The organism is Saccharothrix sp. BKS2, assembly GCF_047689505.1.
In the GTDB taxonomy this organism is placed as follows: Bacteria; Actinomycetota; Actinomycetes; order Mycobacteriales; family Pseudonocardiaceae; genus Actinosynnema; species Actinosynnema lopnurensis.
This window is the reverse complement of record NZ_JAUQOL010000007.1, coordinates 12,806-29,095: the sequence shown is the minus strand read 5'-3', so window position 1 is coordinate 29,095 and position 16,290 is coordinate 12,806. Positions and strand designations below refer to the sequence as shown.

Annotated in this window: 12 protein-coding genes; 5 read left to right on the top strand and 7 right to left on the bottom strand. The window is 74.5% G+C overall.

Annotated elements, in window-relative coordinates; all coding sequences use genetic code 11:
• Positions 1-87 precede the first annotated feature (87 nt).
• The gene (locus Q5530_RS16215; RefSeq protein WP_415363105.1) at positions 88-3,084 is read right to left on the bottom strand and encodes a family 16 glycoside hydrolase; all 2,997 of its coding nucleotides are present in this window, start codon (positions 3,082-3,084) and stop codon (positions 88-90) included.
• Between the two features lie 391 nt (positions 3,085-3,475).
• On the opposite strand from Q5530_RS16215, the gene Q5530_RS16210 reads away from it, so the two are divergent.
• The 3 genes from Q5530_RS16210 to Q5530_RS16200 are packed head-to-tail and all read left to right on the top strand — an operon-like array spanning position 3,476 to position 6,815.
• Positions 3,476-4,759 (top strand): ATP-grasp enzyme, encoded by a 1,284-nt coding sequence (locus Q5530_RS16210; protein ID WP_415363104.1) that lies wholly within the window; start codon positions 3,476-3,478, stop codon positions 4,757-4,759.
• Positions 4,760-4,776: 17 nt separating this feature from the next.
• Positions 4,777-6,051, top strand: a complete 1,275-nt coding sequence (locus Q5530_RS16205) for a hypothetical protein (RefSeq protein WP_415363103.1) — start codon at positions 4,777-4,779, stop codon at positions 6,049-6,051.
• Positions 6,051-6,815, top strand: coding sequence for an O-methyltransferase (locus Q5530_RS16200; protein ID WP_415363101.1), 765 nt, complete (start codon positions 6,051-6,053; stop codon positions 6,813-6,815). Before Q5530_RS16205 ends, Q5530_RS16200 begins: the two co-directional genes overlap by 1 nt.
• Before the next feature lie 107 nt (positions 6,816-6,922).
• Here Q5530_RS16200 and Q5530_RS16195 read toward each other — a convergent pair whose 3' ends face one another.
• A complete protein-coding gene (locus Q5530_RS16195; RefSeq protein ID WP_415363100.1) occupies positions 6,923-8,020 on the bottom strand; it encodes a DUF2332 domain-containing protein in 1,098 nt (365 codons plus the stop codon).
• Positions 8,021-8,410: 390 nt separating this feature from the next.
• On the opposite strand from Q5530_RS16195, the gene Q5530_RS16190 reads away from it, so the two are divergent.
• The gene (locus Q5530_RS16190) at positions 8,411-11,326 is read left to right on the top strand and encodes a hypothetical protein (RefSeq protein ID WP_415363098.1); all 2,916 of its coding nucleotides are present in this window, start codon (positions 8,411-8,413) and stop codon (positions 11,324-11,326) included.
• Positions 11,327-11,339: 13 nt separating this feature from the next.
• On the opposite strand, the gene Q5530_RS16185 is transcribed toward Q5530_RS16190, so the two are convergent.
• From Q5530_RS16185 to Q5530_RS16170, 4 genes are all read right to left on the bottom strand, one after another.
• Positions 11,340-11,729: a hypothetical protein gene (locus Q5530_RS16185; RefSeq protein ID WP_415363096.1), complete on the bottom strand. Its 390-nt coding sequence runs from the start codon at positions 11,727-11,729 to the stop codon at positions 11,340-11,342.
• 44 nt (positions 11,730-11,773) lie between these two features.
• A complete protein-coding gene (locus tag Q5530_RS16180; RefSeq protein WP_415363095.1) occupies positions 11,774-12,379 on the bottom strand; it encodes a DJ-1/PfpI family protein in 606 nt (201 codons plus the stop codon).
• Positions 12,376-13,344, bottom strand: a complete 969-nt coding sequence (locus Q5530_RS16175; protein ID WP_415363094.1) for a GlxA family transcriptional regulator — start codon at positions 13,342-13,344, stop codon at positions 12,376-12,378. The genes Q5530_RS16180 and Q5530_RS16175 overlap by 4 nt, the downstream gene beginning before the upstream one ends.
• Before the next feature lie 72 nt (positions 13,345-13,416).
• Positions 13,417-13,797 (bottom strand): winged helix-turn-helix transcriptional regulator, encoded by a 381-nt coding sequence (locus Q5530_RS16170; protein WP_415363653.1) that lies wholly within the window; start codon positions 13,795-13,797, stop codon positions 13,417-13,419.
• A 101-nt stretch (positions 13,798-13,898) separates the two neighbouring features.
• Here Q5530_RS16170 and Q5530_RS16165 point away from each other — a divergent pair, with 101 nt between their 5' ends.
• Positions 13,899-14,306, top strand: coding sequence for a RidA family protein (locus Q5530_RS16165; protein ID WP_415363092.1), 408 nt, complete (start codon positions 13,899-13,901; stop codon positions 14,304-14,306).
• Between the two features lie 39 nt (positions 14,307-14,345).
• Here the strand turns inward: Q5530_RS16165 and Q5530_RS16160 are convergent, their stop codons facing one another.
• Entirely contained in the window at positions 14,346-16,106 is a 1,761-nt protein-coding gene (locus Q5530_RS16160; protein ID WP_415363090.1) for an RICIN domain-containing protein, read from the bottom strand.
• Positions 16,107-16,290: the final 184 nt, after the last annotated feature.

Genomic DNA, 16,290 nt, shown 5'->3' with positions numbered 1-16,290 from the left:
GGGTGACCGGGCCGGACGTGGATCAGCCGGGGCCGGATCGGCGGGCCGGCTCAACCCGCCCGGCCCAACGGCGCTGACCCGGCAGGGCTAGTTCAGCGGCTCGACCCAGATGTTGCGGAACCGGACGTTCTCACCCGGGTCCCCGTGGTCCTGGAGCCGGAACGGCCCCGCGGTCGGGCCCTCGGGCGCGCCGGCGCCGGTCGGGCCGTCGATCGCGAAGTCCTGGTGCACGGTGACGCCGTTCCACACCACGGTGACGCGGGCGTTCTCGGTCTTCACGCCGGAGCTGTTGAAGCGCGCCGCCCGGAACGTGACGTCGTAGGTCTGCCACGTCTGCGGCGCGGTGGCCGCGTTGGACGACGCGGCCCGCTTCAGGTAGATGCTCGCGGCGTCGTCGGCGGCCGGTGGTTGCTTGCCGTAGCTGTCCAGGATCTGGAGCTCGTAGCGGTCCTGGAGGTACACGCCGCTGTTGGCGCGCTGCTGGCCGGTCACGTTGGACGGCAGGTTCGGCAGCCAGAACTCCAGGTGCAGCTTGAAGTCCCCGAACGCCTGCCGGCTGCGGATGTCGCCGCCGAGGGCCTCCATCGAGCCGTTGGCCACCGGCCAGGAGGGCGCGCTGCCGTCGGCGTTGCGCCAGTTCTCCGTGCCTCCCCCGTTGTAGAGGTACACGCGCTGGGCGGAGGTGACGGTCAGGTAGTCGAGGTTGACGTGCCCGGTGTCGCCGCTGTCCACCCGGTAGGCGATGGTGTTCGCGCCCGCCCGCAGCGTCAACGCCTCGGTGTGCGTGGCCCAGGTGTCCCAGTTGCCGGTGTCGGCCAGGGCGACCTGCCGGACCTTCGCGCCGTTGACGTAGACGCTGATCGTCTTGGTCCCGGCGGACGGGTTGGGGCCGTTGCTGTAGCGCAGGCCCACGTTGTGCGCGCCCGCCGCGGTGGCGTTCACGGCGAACCGGGTGCTCGCGCCCTGGGTGCCGTAGCCGTCGACGAAGCCCGCGCCGGAGTAGCCGGTGTGGTCGGTGTTGACCCCCGCGCCGCCGGACAGGGCCGCGCTCTCGGCCTCCAGCAGCTGGGTGGCCGGCGGGGCGGTGCCGACGAGGTTGTTGAGCGTGTACCACGCCTCGGTGTTCCACAGCGGCACGCCGGTGTTCGAGGCGAACGGGCGCGGCGAGCGCAGGTGCACCACCCGGCCGGGCTTGAGGCCGTTGAGCTTCAGCGTGACCTTGCGGCCGTCCGCGGACAGCGTGGCCGAGGCGACCGAGAGGTTCTCCTGGTCGACCTTGGGGCCGCCGTACGAGGGCGCCGGCGCGTACCGCCACTGCTGGGCCCGGTAGCGGCTCGCCAGGTTCGCCGCGGTGTCGGCCGACAGCGGCTGGGTGTACTCGACCTCGAACCCGCCCGCGATGGCGCGCATCGCGAGGACGTCGAACGTCCGACCGCCGTTGGGGGCGAGCTTCTGGAGGCCGTAGAGCAGCTTGCCGTCCTGGCCCCAGTTGCCGCCGTCCCCGATGCCGCCGATGTAGAGCGCGCCGTCCGGGCCGAGGGTGGTCCGGTTGACGCCCGCTTCGAGGCCCTGGGTCATCCGGAACACCGCGCCCTGGTACTCGCCGTTGACCTTCTCCAGGAACGCGCGCTGGAGGCCGCCGTAGGTGACGTCGCCGAAGACCATCTGCCCGGCGTAGGTGCCCTGGGTGAGCTGGACCGGGGTGCTCGGGGAGTTCGCGATCTCGTTCTGCGGCAGCCACAGCACGGGCGCGGCGACCGGGTTCGAGTCGAACGGGCCGGCCGGGTTGGTGTAGTGGTTGAAGAACCGGCCCTGCTTGATGTGCACCATCTTCGACGCGGGCAGGTAGCCGCCCTGGTTGTCGTTGACGAACATGCCGCCCTCGGGGCCCCAGCCGATGCCGTTGGGCGTGCGCAGGCCGCCGGCGATGTAGCTGACCTGCCCGGTGGCGCGGTCGACCTTCACCGTCGTGCCGCGGTTGGCGGCGGGCTGCGGGTTGGTGGTCGCGCCGCCCTCGTTGATCGCCACGGAGAGGCTGAGGTAGAACGCCCCGTCCTGGTGGAGCAGGCCGAAGGCGAACTCGTGGAAGTTGCCGCCGTACGGCCACGTCGCCACCGCGCGGGACTGGTCGACCACGTCGTCGCCGTTGGTGTCGGTCAGCTCGGTGAGCTGGTGCTTCTGCGACACGTAGATCTTGCCGTCGAGCACCTTCACGCCCATGGGCTCGCGCAGGTTCGTCGCGATCCGCTTGGTGGTGACCCGGTCGGGCGCGGTGGCGCCGGTGACGTTGCCGAGCACCCAGAGCTCACCGGTGTTGGTGCTCTTGCCGTCCCAGGTGGCGATGACCAGGCGGCCGTCGGGCAACCAGTCCATCGCGCTGACCCGCGGCTGGAAGCCGTTGGGGCGCAGGTTGGTCAGGGTGTAGTCCGGGTGGACGGAGTTCAGCGGCAGGCCGTCGCCGGGCGAGTCGGAGCCCGTGGCGCAGTCCTTGCGGCCGGGCGCGGTGACCCGGACGACGCCGCTGTCCGTGCTGAGCGCCGAGTTCGGCACGACCGAGAAGCCCGTCGCGCCCGGCGGCCGCCACTGGAGGGTGAGCTGCTGCCCGCCGTCGCGCTCGAAGTGGTCGATCCGCAGGGAGTGGTAGCCGGTCGACAGGGTGACCGTGCCGTCCTTGGGGTCGGGGCCGTGCAGCCCGTCGTGGTCGACGACCACGCGGCCGTCGATCGACAGCCGCGACCCGTCGTCGCTGAGCAGGCGGAACGCGTAGGCGCCCGCCTGGGTGATGGTGATGTTGCCGGTCACCTCGGCCACGAAGCGGTCGGCGAACCCGAAGTGGTCGGTCGTCGTCCAGTCGATGGTGGGCATCAGCTTGTCGACGTTGGGCGTCTGGGCCGGCTTGAGGGTGCACAGCCGGTCCAGCGCCACCTGCACGTCGAAGACGCGCAGCGTGACGCCGGGTTCCTGGGGCGGCGGGGCTTCCTCGCGCGGTGCCCCGGTCGCCGGCAGTCCCGAGCCGCTGACCAGCAGGGCGGCCGTCAACAAGCCGAGGGCGGGCAGGCGCGTCCGTCGCGTTGTCCATCTCATATCCATGCTCCTGGGAGGGCAGGGACGACCACGCGTGTCCGACGTCGTCGTCGCACGGTTGCAGGGTCCGCACGAGGTGGCGGGTGGAGACGGCTTGTCACTAGGAGTAGTGGTTCACTCGACCGAACGTGATGAACGGTAGGGGGCGAACCCCCGACAAGTCCAGAACTTTCGTTGAACCTGACCAGACTTTTGTCTAGTTCGTGCGGAAGTGGGGTGAGCCCCCTGGTCCACCCGGCCGAACCGGGGTGGCGGCTCGGCTCGGAGCGCCCCTGCCGCTGCGTGACCGCCAAGCCCCTCACCAGGACACGTCCTGGTGAATCGGCCGGCACGGCGGGTTGCCGGGAACCGTGTCGGGCAGCCCTGAGCGACGTGGAGGGAGGTGGTTCCGGTGTCGTCGTTCCCGATCGGTGCGCGCGGTGTCGCGCTGCTGGCCGCCCTGGTCGTCACCGCCCCGGTGACGGGGCTGGTGTGCGGGGTGGCGCACCTGGTGACCCCGCGCCCGCCCTGCCGGCGCCGGACGACGGTGCTGGTCACCACCACCCACATGACCAAGAGCCTGCTGCTGGCCAGGAAGTTCCACGAGGCGGGGCACCGCGTGGTCGTCGTGTCGACCCCCCGGCACCGGTGGGGACCGCTGCGCTTCTCGCGGGCCGCCTGCGCGTTCCACCTGGTCGCCGACCCGGCCGCGGACCCCGCCGGCTACGTCCGGGACCTCGTCTCGGTGATCCGGGCCGAGGGCGTGGACACGGTCGTGCCGGTGATCGACGAACCGGGCCTCGCCCAGCCCACCGCCGACGCCGTGCCCGTGCTGGCCCGGCACTGCGCGGTGCTGGCCAACGACCCGGCGACGCACCGCCTGCTCAACGACAAGGCGGAGTTCGCGGAACTGGTGCGGGCCGCGGGGCTGCCCCACCTGGAGACGCGGCGGATCACCGACGTGCGGCAGGTGCGCGACGCCGACCTCGCCGGCCACGAGTACGTGCTCAAGCCGCCCGAGTGGACGTCGATGGCGGCCGACCACCGGGTGCTCGTGGTGTCCGACCCGGCCGCGGCGCCGGCCGACCTGCCGATCGGACCGGACCGGCCGTGGGTGCTGCAACGGCGCGCCGCCGGCCGCGAGTTCTGCGCGCACACGACGTGCCGCGCGGGCCGGATCACCGCCTACACGTGCTCGGGGTCCTCGGCGCTCCAGCTGAACTACCACCACGTCGAAGTGCCCGCGATCTGGCACTGGGTGCGCGACTTCGCGGCCGCGCACCGGCTCCACGGCCAGGTGTCGTTCGACTTCATCGTGGACCGGGACGGCGTGCCCTACGCCATCGAGTGCAACCCCCGGCCCCACTCGGCGCTGGTCGCCTTCCACGACAGCCCGGACCTCGCCGCCGCGTACCTGGACCCCGGGGTGGAGGGCGTGGCCCGCCCGCTGCCCGGCTCGCCGCCGGTGCACTGGCTGGGCGCGGAACTGGGCCGGCTGCGGCGTGCGCTGCGGCGACGGCGGTCGCGGACGTGGCTGCTGGACCTCCGGCACGGCAAGGACGCCGTGTTCGACCGGCGGGACCCCCTGCCCTTCCTGGTGATGCACCACGTGCAGTTGCCCGTGCTCCTGCTCCGCGCCCTGGCGGCGCGCAAGCGGTGGGAGCGCGTCAACTGGGCCACCGGGAAGCTCGTGTGACACCGAAAGGGCATCCGATGACGGCCTTGCGGCACCTCGACGAGTACGCAACCTCCGCCCACTACAGCGGGTCCGGGCACGTCCGGCGCGACGCCGAGCGGCGGTCGGTGACCGTGGACGCGACCTTCAGCCTGCGCAGCGAGGTGCGGCTGGTGGACGACGTGTTCGACCCCGCGACACCCGACCTGGCCGGGGTCTACCTGCCGGCGGGGCGGTGCGTGGCCATCGTGGACGCCACCGTCGACCGCCTGCACGGCCGCGCGCTGCGGGCGTACTTCGCCGCGCACGGCATCCCGCTGACGACGATGGTGTGCCGGGCGCTGGAGGAGGACAAGGTCCTCGGCACGGTGTGCCGGATGGCGGCGTTCCTGGGCGGCGACGGGTGCGACCTCGCGCGCGGCGAACCCGTGCTGGTGGTCGGCGGCGGCGTGCTGACCGACACCGCCGGCCTGGCGTGCTCCCTGCTCAACCGCCGCACCCCGTACGTCATGATCGGCACGAGCGTCGTCTCGGCGGTCGACGCGGGACCGTCGCCGCGCACGTGCGTCAACGGCACCCTGATGAAGAACGCCCTGGGCGCCTACCACCCGCCGGTGCTGACCCTGGTGGACCGGGCGCTGTTCCGCACCCTGGCGCCCGAGCACCTGCGCCACGGCGTGGCGGAGATCGTGAAGATGGCCGCCGTCGACGACGAGGCGCTGTTCACCCTGCTCCAGCGGCACGGCCGGGCGCTGCTGGACACCCGGTTCGCCACCACCGGCGACGACCCGGAGCTGGCCGGGATCGCCGACGAGGTGCTGTTCCGCTCCCTGCACGCGTACCTGCGGCACGAGGGCGCCAACATGTTCGAGACGCGGCAGGACCGCCCGCACGCCTACGGCCACACCTGGAGCCCGAAGTTCGAGCCGGTCGCGGGGCTGCTGCACGGGCACGCGGTGGCGGTGGAGATGGCGTTCACCGCCACGCTGGCCACCCTGGTGGGCTGGTTGGACGTCGACGGCCGCGACGCGCTGCTGGCGGTGTGCCGGGACCTGGGCCTGGCCGTGCACCACCCGGTGATCGAGGACCTGGAGCTGATGAGGGCCGCGCAGGAGACGGTGCGGCGCAAGCGCGGCGGCTCCGCGCTGTGGGCGGTGGCCCCGCGCGGCGGCCTGGGCCGGTGCGACTACCTGGCCGAGGTCGAGCACCCGCTGCTGGCCGAGGCCGTGGGCCGGCACCGGGCGCTGTGCGGCGGGTTCCCCGGCGGCGGGAGCGGCGTGGGCATGTACCTGCGCGACGCGAGGTGGACGTGATGCGGCCGGTGACGCCGCTGTCGATCCTCGCCCACGAGCTGGAGCTGCTGGCCCGGGACCGGCCCTGCGCGCGCCTGGACCGGGCCCGCGCGCTGGCCTCGGGGCTGGACGACTACCTGTCGGCCACGACCACACCCGAGTCCGACCGGCTCGCGGCGCTGAACCGGCGGACCACCGGGCACGTGTGGGGAGGCGCCGGGGACGCCGTGGCGACGCTGGAGCCGGAGATGCTGTCCGGCCACGTGGAGGGGCAGCTGCTGAGGTTCCTGGTCGCCGTGACCGGGGCCCGCCGGGTGCTGGAGATCGGCACGTTCACCGGCTACTCGGCGCTGGCCATGGCCGAGGCGCTGCCCGCCGACGGCCGCGTGGTCACCTGCGAGTCCGACCCGCGCGCGGCGGGGGTCGCCCGCGAGGCGTTCGCCGGGTGCGACCGGATCACCCTGGTGGAGGGGCCCGCGCTCGCCACGCTGGAGCGGCTGGCCGACGCGGGCGAGGTGTTCGACTTCGCCTTCGTCGACGCGGACAAGACCCAGTACTGGGACTACCTCGACCTGGCCCACCGGCGCGGGCTGCTCGCGCCCGGGGCCGTGGTGGTGGTCGACAACACCCTGTACCAGGGCGAGGTCTACCTCGACGGGGCGCACCGGTCGACGCGGGGCGCGGCCGTCGCGGGGTTCAACGCGCGGGTGGCCGCGCACCCGGCGTTCGAGCAGGTGCTGCTGCCGCTGCGGGACGGGGTGACGCTGATCCGGGTCGTGGGCTGACCCGGGGTCGTGGGTCGGTCGGTCGGGGTGGTCGGCCGGTGGGGCCCTTCGCGGGTCAGCAGGGCGGGTGGTCACCGGGTCCCTGACACGATCGGGCGACTGCCGGGCTAGGAGCCCGCCAACCAGGCCAGCAGGCGGCCCCGCGACCAGCAGCGGCCCACGGCCTCGGCGCGCAGGGTCGACCCGTCGAGCACCGACAGGCCCAGGGTGCTGTGGCCGGAGGCGCGGCGATCGCCCAGGGTCGGCACCGCCGGCGCGACCCCGACCCCCTCCGCCGACACCCACGCCACCGGCCGACCGGCCGCCGCCTCGTCCAGGCGGTGCAGGAAGCGCAGGCGGCCCTCCAGCGGGAAGCCCGACAGCGCCCAGGTCGTGGTGACGACCGGCAGGGCGTCCACGGGCACCAGGGCGAAGGCGTCGGGCAGCAGGTCGACGGCGTCGCCCGTCAGCAGCAGCGGGGGGTTCGCCGCCGCCAGCGCCAGTTCCGCTTCGAGGCCCGCCATCCGCTCCGGCCGGTCCGGCCACGCGCAGGCGCGCAGCCACCGGACCTCGTCCGCGTCGGTCACGTTGACCGGGTCGAGGTCGACGCCGATCCGGGCGACCACCTCGGGCAGCGCCCGGCTCGGGACGGGCCGGTTCCCCACGACCGAGCAGGACAGCCGCACCGGTGACGACGGGTCGCCCAGCGACTGCCCGTTGTCGTAGGAGATGCCGACGCGGTCGACGATGAGGTTGAGCCCGGCCGAGCAGCCCACGTCGACCAGGCCGACCGCGTCCGCGCCCACCCGGCGCGCCGCCTCCGCGATGGCCGGGTAGAGCACGGCGCAGCGCCCGGTCTCGCCGGTCCGCACCCGCCGGCGCGCGACGAGGGCCACCACCTGGTCGGTCTGGCGCAGCAGGACGTCCACCGCCGCGCGGGCGGCCGCCTCGCCGTCGGCGGCGGCGTAGGCCGCGGCGAGCGCCGGGGCGTGTCCGGAAAGGGCTAGGTCGTGCAGTGCGGCGAGGACCAGCGCGGGGCTCCGCTTGCGCGCGGGCGCCGCTTCGACGGCGCGCAGCGCCTCGTCGGACTCGCTCAGGGCGATGGCGACCCGCTCGTGGAGCGGTGAGATCCCGGCGGCCTCGACCTCACCGAAGCGCCGGTACGACCGGGCGAGCGTGCGGGCGCCACCCGCGGGCGCGGCGCTCGCCGCAGTCGGTCCTGGCACGCCGGCGATCCTAGTCGTCCCGGCCGATTCGGCAGGATCAGTTCGGCGGGCGCGGTCCGGCGGGGCCGATTCGGCAACCAGTTCGGCGGACGCGGGCCAGCAGGCAGGCGCCCGAGCCGGCGGGCCGGCACGGACCGGCGGACACGATCCGGTGCCCGAGCCGGCGGGCGGGAACTGGCGGGTCGGTGCGAACTGGCGGGCCGGCACGGGCCGGCGGGCACGATCCGACAGGCAGGCGGCCGGCGGGCGCGGGCCGGCAGGCAGGCGCGGGCAGGCAGGCCGGCAGGCGAGCAGGCACGGGAAATCAGGTCCGGCAAGCGCGCTCCGGCAGCACCCGCCGGGCCGAACCGGCGTGGCCCGGAACCGGGAAAACCGTGTGAGGATGGCTCGATGCGCGTGGTGGTCGCGGTGCTGGTGCTGCTCGGGCTCGGCGCGGCCGTCGCCTGGCAGGTGGGTGACGCGCTGGGGCTGGAGGTGCGGCCGGCCGACGTGCCGGTGGAGCGCCCGGTCGCCGCTCCCCCGCGCCCGCTCGCCCCGCCACCGGAGTTCACCTCGATCGGCGTGCCCGACGAGCCCCGGCTGCGGCTCGCCGCGGCCGCCGTCGCCGACGCCCTGGTGGCGCGTGGTCGCCCCCGGCCGGTCGTCGGCGACACCGGCCGACTCGGGGTGCGGACCGAGCCCGGTCTGCCCGACGAGGGGTACCGGGTCGACCCCGGGCCCGTCGTGGTCGGCAGCACTCCCGGTGGGATCGCGGCCGGGCTGTACGACATCGCCGACCGCGTCCGCACCGGGACCGAGGTGGTCGCCGACGGGCGGGTGGTGGCGCCCCGGCTCGGGTTGCGGCTGACCGACCTGGGCGCGGTCGGGCTGCCCGACGACCCGGGGGCGTTCGCCCGGGGCGACGACTACTCGCTGAACTCCGACGTGGTGGGGTCGGCGGTGCTGCCGGGAGCGCCCTACGTCGACCTCGCGGCGGTGGACGGGATCGCCCGGCAGTTCCGCGCACTGGTGCACCACGCGCTGGCCGACGGCTACAACGCGGTGGTCGTGCCCGGTTTCCTGGAGTACGTCACGTTCGACGGGCTCGGCGTCCACCCGGCGGGCGACCCGCACCCGGCGCGGGCGCGGGCCATGGTGGACGCGTTCGGCCCCGTCTGGCGCTACGCCCACGAGATGGGCATGAGGGTCTACCTGTCCACCGACATGCTCGCCCTCTCCCCGCCGCTGCGGGCGTTCCTGGAGCGCGAGGCGGGCGGGCTGCGCACCGAGGACGACCGGCTGTGGCGGGTCTACCGGGCGGGGTTGTCGGAGCTGTTCGGGCGGCTGCCCCACGTGGACGGGATGATGATCCGGATCGGCGAGGGCGGCGCGGCCTACCGGTTCCCGGGCTGGGACTACTCCTCCGAGATCGCGGTGACCACGCCCGGGGCGGTGCGGGCGATGCTGCGGGCCTTCCTCGCCACGGCGGCCGAGCACGACCGGGAGATCGTCTTCCGCACGTGGAGCGTCGGTATCGGCGCGGTCGGGGACCTGCACACCAGCCGGGACGCCTACGAGCAGGTGCTGGGCGGGGTGGGCGACGACCGGCTGGTCGTGTCCACCAAGTACACCCTCGGCGACTTCTACAGCCACCTCCCGCTCAACGACACGCTGCTGGTGGGGCGGCACCGGCGGATCGTGGAGTTCCAGTCCCGCCGGGAGTTCGAGGGCTTCGGCGCGCTGCCCAACGACCTGGGCGGGCTGCACCGGCACGCGCTGCGCGCCTTCCTGGCCAACCCCCGCGTGGAGGGGGTGTGGACGTGGCGGCAGGGCGGCGGACCGCTGACCGCCGGGCCCCGGGCGCTGGACCTCAGGACCGGGTTCTGGCAGCTCTACGACCTCAACTCCTACGTCACCGGGAGGCTGGCGCGCGACCCCGACCTGGACCCCGCCCGGCTCACCGCCGACTGGGTGCGCCGCACGTTCTCCTCCGACCCGGACGTGGTGCACGCCGTCTGCCGGGCCCTGGCCCTGTCGCGCGAGGCGATCACCACGGGCCTGTACGTCGGCCCGTACGCGCGGCACCGGGTGCGGGCGCTGGGGCTCGATCCACCGCCCATGATGTGGATCTTCGAGTGGGACATCCCGACCGGCGACAGCGCCACGCTCGGCACGGTCTACGCGGTCGGCCGCGACCGGGTGGACGAGGCGGTGGCCGAGGGCGCGGCGGCGATCGGCACGGCCCGCCGGATGCGCGACCTGGTCGGCGCGACCGACCCGGCCGGCTGGCGCGACCCGGTGCTGCGCGGGTGGTTCGTCGCCGCCCTGGATCACCAGGTCGACCTGTTCGGGGTGCTGGCCGCCTACCGGGCCGCGGCGCTGCGCCACGTCCAGTGGCTCGACACCGGCGATCCGGGCGCGCGGGACGCGGCGCGGGCCGCGGCGGCGGAGTACGGGGTGCGGCGCGCGGAGCACCTGCGCGCGTACGGCGGCGACCTGGCGCTGCCGGCCTACAACCTCGCCGCGGCCGACCTCGGGCTGGCCAGGGCCGCCCGGGACGAGCCGATGGCGTGGGCGGCGCGCGGCGTGCTGCTGGGGCTGCTCCTCGCGTTCGCCCTGGGCCGGCGCAGGCCGTGGGCGCGGGCGCTGGCCCGGCCGTGGCGGCGGGTCGAGCCGACGGGGGCGGACCGGGTGCTGGTGTGGGTGGTGCCCGCGGTCGCGGTCGTGCTCGGCCGCGCGGTGCTGACGTGGTTCGCCGCGCCGGCGCACCTGGCGCCGGTGCTGGGCGCGTGGCTGCTGTTCGCGCTGGTGCTGCGGCTGACCACCGGTCGGGAGCAGCGGGCGCGGCTCGCCGCGGCGGTGGGCGCGGTGGCGCTGCTGCGCTCGGTGCTGCTGCTGGGTGTGCTGGCGGTGCGCGGGCCGGGGTACTACTGGTTCGCGTTCTGGACCGAGCCGGTCGCGCGGGCGGTGTACGTGACCGCGGCGTTCGCGGCGTTCCTGGGGGTTCTCGCGGTGGCGTACGCGGTGCTGCGCGAGGGCGTGGGCCGCCGGGGCGCGCTGGGGCGGGTGCTCCTCGCCGCCGGGACGCCGCTGGCGGCGGTGAGCGGGCTGGTGGCGGTGGTGGGCCTGGAGCGCGCCCTGACGACGTGGAACGACCAGCTGGTCCTGCTGCCGTGGGGCCTGTCGCGGATCCTCGGCATCACCGTGCACCTGGGGATCCCGACCGCGCTGCCGACGGTCGCGCTGCTCGTCGGCGGCGGCGCGGTGGTGCTGGGCGCGGCGCTGACCCTCCCGACCCGGCCGGCCGGCGCGCCCCGCCCCGGGTGAGGGGACGGCCGCCTCAGCCGGCGAGCGCGGCGCGCACCTTCCCGATCACCGCGGTCTCCACCTCGGCCACCAGGCCGTCGGCGGCGGCCACCTCGTGGCAGATCGCCTCCACGGCGTCCGGGAAGGAGGCGGCCTCGGCGGGCGCCTTCGCGGCGAGGATCTTCACGGACAGCCGCAGCGCGTCCAGGACCCGGCCCTCCAGCTCCTCCTCCGGCACCGCCGGGAGCTGCACCCGGGACGCGTGGAGGACGCCGCGCAGCTCGGGCGAGAGGTTGCCCAGGGCCCGGAGGCCCGCGTAGCGCTCCTCGATCACGGGACCGGGGTCGGCGTGGGACACCAGCACCATCACGCCGAAGACGGCCGTGCGCAGCGTCCGGCTCTCCGCCTCCGTGTAGAAGATCATGTGGTCAGCCTACAACCGGCGTTCCGGCGCGGGACGTCCCCGGTTCAGGCGGGCGGCTCGTCGGCGAGGTAGGGCGGGGCGGGCTCGTACTGCACGTAGCGGCGGACCTGCCGGGCGTGGTCGCGCCCGTGCAGGCGACCCACCAGCCACAGGGCCATGTCGATGCCCGCCGACACGCCCTGGCTGGTGACCAGGTTCCCGTCCACCACGTAGCGGGCGTCGCGCACCACCGTGACCCCGCCCAGGGCTTCGAGCCGGTCCTCGTAGGAGAAGTGCGTGGCGACGCGGCGGCCCCGGGCGACGCCCGCCGCGTGGAGCAGGGCGGCGCCGGTGCAGACGCCGGTCACCCAGGACGCCCGCGCGGCCACCCCCGCGATCCAGCCGGTCACGACCGGGTTGTGGACCTGGGTCTCGCGGGCGCCGTTGCCGCCGGGGACGAGCAGGACGTCCAGCGGCGGGTGGTCGTCGAGGGTGTGGTCCGGCAGGACGCGCATCCCCTTGTTGCAGCGCACGGGATCGGCGCTCTCGGCGATCAGCACGGCGGTGTCGGCGTCGTCGCGCAGCATCGAGGACGCGGTGAAGATCTCCCAGGGGCCGACGAAGTCGAGCTCCTCCACCCGGTCGAAGATCAGCAGTCCGTAGGTCGTCACGTGTGCTCCCCCAGTGCTCGGAACCGTTCGCGGTAGTCGGACGGGGCGACGCCGACGTGCCGGTGGAACGCGCGGCGCAGCGTCTCGGCGGAGCCGAACCCCAGGCGCCGGGCGATCGCCTCGACCGGGTCGTCGGCCTCCGCGAGCGCGCGGCGGGCGGCCTCGACGCGCACGCGCTCCACGTAGGCGCCGGGCGGCAGGCCCAGCTCGGCGGTGAACCGGCGCTGGAGGTGCCGGGTGCTGAGGCCGGCGCGGGCGGCCAGGTCGGGGATGCCGTGCCGGGCGCCGGGGGCGGCGTTGACCGCGGCCACCGCCTCCCGGATCGGGTCGGTGGCGGGCCGCGCCTGCCACAGCGGCACGCTGAACTGCGACTGGCTGCCCGGCCGGCGCAGGAACAGCACCAGCTCCCGGGCGACCGAGTGCGCGACCTCGCGCCCGTGGTCGTCCTCCACCAGGGCCAGGGCCAGGTCCATGCCCGCGGTGACGCCGGCGGAGGTCCAGACCGGGCCGTCCCGGATGAAGATCGGGTCGCAGTCCACGGTCACCCCGGGGTGCTCGCGGCGCAGCTGCTCCTCGCGCGCCCAGTGCGTCGTGACCCGCCGCCCCTCCAGCAGACCCGCGGCGGCCAGCAGGAACACCCCGCTGCACACCGAGGTGACCCGGCGAGCCCCGGCGGCCGCGGTGGCGATCCAGTCGACCAGGGCGCGGTCGTGGCGGGCCCGGTCGACGCCCTGCCCGCCCGCGACGACCAGCGTGTCGACGCCGTCGGGCGGCAGGTCGGCCACCGCGTGCCCGGCGTGCAGGCACAGCCCGCCCGCCGCCCGCACGGGACCGGCCGCAGGCGCGACGACCTCGCGGCGGTGGCCGCCTCCGGTGAGGACGTCGGCGTGGCCGAACACCTCGTGCGGACCCACCAGGTCGAGCGGCTGGATGCCGTCGTAGACGACGAAGACGACGCGGCTCATGGGGACCAGGCTCGTCGTCCGCGGGCGACGGCGTCAACGACGCGCACCCCACGGATCGCGCCACCGGCCCCTTCAGGCGCCGAAGCCCCGGCGGGCGGCCTCGATGTGGGCGATGTGCCGGTGGGTCCAGTCGCACATCAGGTCGACCGTCTGCCGCAGGCCCCGGCCGGGTCCGGTGAGGGTGTACTCGACCCGCGGCGGCACGGTGGCGTGCACGGTGCGCTCGACCAGGCCGTTGCGCTCCAGCATCCGCAGGTTCTGGGTGAGCATCTTGTGGCTGATGCCCTCCACCTCGTCGCGCAGCGCGCTGAAGCGCACGGTGCGGTCGCCCAGGGCCTCGATGATCAGCAGCGCCCACTTGTTGGCCACGTCCGAGAAGATCTCCCGCGCGAGCGAGTCCGCGCGCCTCAGGTCCGCCTCGTCGGGCGAGCCGGTGTACTCCTTGGTCACCATCAGGTTCCCCAGTTCCGAAAAAGTGCGTTCTTCCACGTCAGCGTTCACTCTCCTATGGTTCCCCGGTAACCACAAGAGAGCACGTGCGAGGAGGAACCCCCATGAGCATCACCCTGGTGAACCCGGACGGCCTGCCGGTGGTCGACGCCTACCGGCAGGTGTCGGTCGCGACCGGGTCGAGGCTGGTGCACGTCGCCGGCCAGGTCGCCTGGGACGCCGACGGGGCCGTGGTCGGCGCGGGCGACCTGGCCGCGCAGGTCGAGCGGTGCTACCTCAACGTCGGCACCGCCCTGGCCGGCGTCGGGGCCTCCTTCGCCGACGTGGCGAAGCTGACCATCCACGTCGTGGACTGGACGCCCGACAAGATGCCGCTGGTGCTGGCGGGGATCGACCGGGCGGCGGCGGCGCTGGGCGTCACCCCGGTCCCGCCGGGCACGCTGCTGGGCGTGGCCGCGCTGGACGTGCCCGAGCACCTGGTGGAGGTCGAGGCCGTCGCGGTCCTCGACTGACCCGGTCCCGCCGGGCGCGCCCGGCGGGACCGGCTTCGGCTAGCGGGTCACCGGCCTGCCGCCGAAGGTGACCACCAGGCGGCCGTCGGTGGCGTAGGACCAGCCCAGCGCCCCGGTGTAGGCGGCGCAGCGGGAGCCGTTGGTCCCGGCCCAGAACTGGTTGGAGGTGTCGACGTCGCCCAGGGTGCGGTCGCTGGTGCCGCTGCCGCTGCGGCAGGAGGTGTTGCCGCGGAACACCGAGCTGCCGCCGTCGAAGTTGTAGTTGCGCTCGGTGTTGTCGATGCTCAGGTTGTCCGACACGGCCATGGTGCCGAGGTTGCGGTTGTAGGTGAACCCGTGCTTGCCGTTGTCGTAGGCGATGTTGCGGCGGATGACGTGGTTGACGCCGATGTCCTCGCCGCCGAGCTTGTAGCCGTTGCGGTCGCCGTTGCCGGCCTGGCCGCCGTCGCTGAGGGTGCCGTTCTCGTAGGCCAGGGAGTCCTCGATGGTCACCGCGCCGATGGGACCGGTGTCGGTCTTGGTGAACAGGTCCCACCCGTCGTCGATGTTGTTGTGGGCGACGGCGTAGCGGAAGACGTTGCCGGGGCCGGAGGTGAGCTTGGCGGCGAAGCCGTCGGCGTCCTCGCCGTCGGAGTCGGCGTTGTCGTGGGACTCGGCGCTGAGGATCAGGTTGTCGGCCGGCCACTGGTCCTTGGGCGTGGTGGACAGCATCCGCGACAGCTGGAGGCCGGTGTCCCGGTTGAAGCGGGTCACGGTGCGCTCGAAGATGTTGCCGCTGCCGCCGACGAAGATGCCGTTGTCGCCGGCGCGCTCGACGACGAGGCCGCGCACGTGCCAGTGGTTGCCGTTCACGGCCAGGCCGCGGTTGGCCGGGTCCTCCGCCTGGGCCGAGAAGTTCAGCACCGGGGTCTCGCCGGGGTGGGCGAACAGCTCCGTGCGGTCGGCCGAGGTGCCGTTGTTGCCCTGCGGGACGGTCACGGTCTGCGCGAAGCGGTAGGTGCCGCCGCGCAGGTAGATCGTCCCGCCCGGGGCGACGCGGGCGATGGCGGAGGTGAGCGTCGTCGGGTCGGCCTGCGTGCCGGACGCGCTGTCGCCGCCGTTGGGCGCCACGTAGAGCGCGGAGCCCGGCGGCTGGCTGGTGGTCGTCGTGGTGGTGGTCGTGGTGGTGGTCGTCGTGGTTGTGGTGGTGGTCGTCGTCGAGGTCGGTCCGCCGTCGACGGGGGTGAACGCCCAGTGCTTGGTGACCGCGTTGTCGCAGGAGTTGGTCTGCACGAGCGCGCCGGCGGCCTTGGAGTTGTCCTTGGTGTTCGCGCACTTGCCGCCGTTGGTGTTGATCAGCCGGTAGTTGCCGCCGCTGGCGGTGACGGTCCAGACCTGGTTCGCCGCGCCCGTGCACGCCTGCTGCTGGATCGCCTTGCCCGCGCTGGTCGACGCGCCCTGGACCCCGACGCACAGGCCGGTGGCGACCGAGGTGATCCGGTAGCCGCCGCCGACCGCGGTCAGCGTCCACCGCCGGGCGGCGGCACCGTCGCACGCCGCCTGCCGGAGCTGCGCGTCCGCGCTCGTCCCGGGCGAGTCCAGGCACAGCCCGCTGCCCGCGTTCTTCACCGCGTAGGTCCCCGCGCCGACGGCGGCGCTCGCGGTCGGCGCGGCCGGCCAGGCGACGAGCGCGGCGGCCAGCGCGACCGCGGCGGCCGCGGCGACGGCCCCGGCCCGGACGGCGCGCGGTCGGGGGGTGCGCGACCCGGGGGCACGCGGGCCAGGGGCCCGGGTACCGGGGGGCTGCTCCGGTGTGCTCATGCCAACTCCACTTCCCAGCGATTTCCGGCAGGACGGACCGAGCATTTCTTCGGCGGTTTCCTGCCGGATGCTAGGAGGGCGCACGACACGCGGTCAACGACGGATTTCAGGGGTGCCGGCCGGTATTCGATTCGAATTCATCGAACGACCAGTTCAACGGCGCTTTTCCGATCGCCTGGGAACA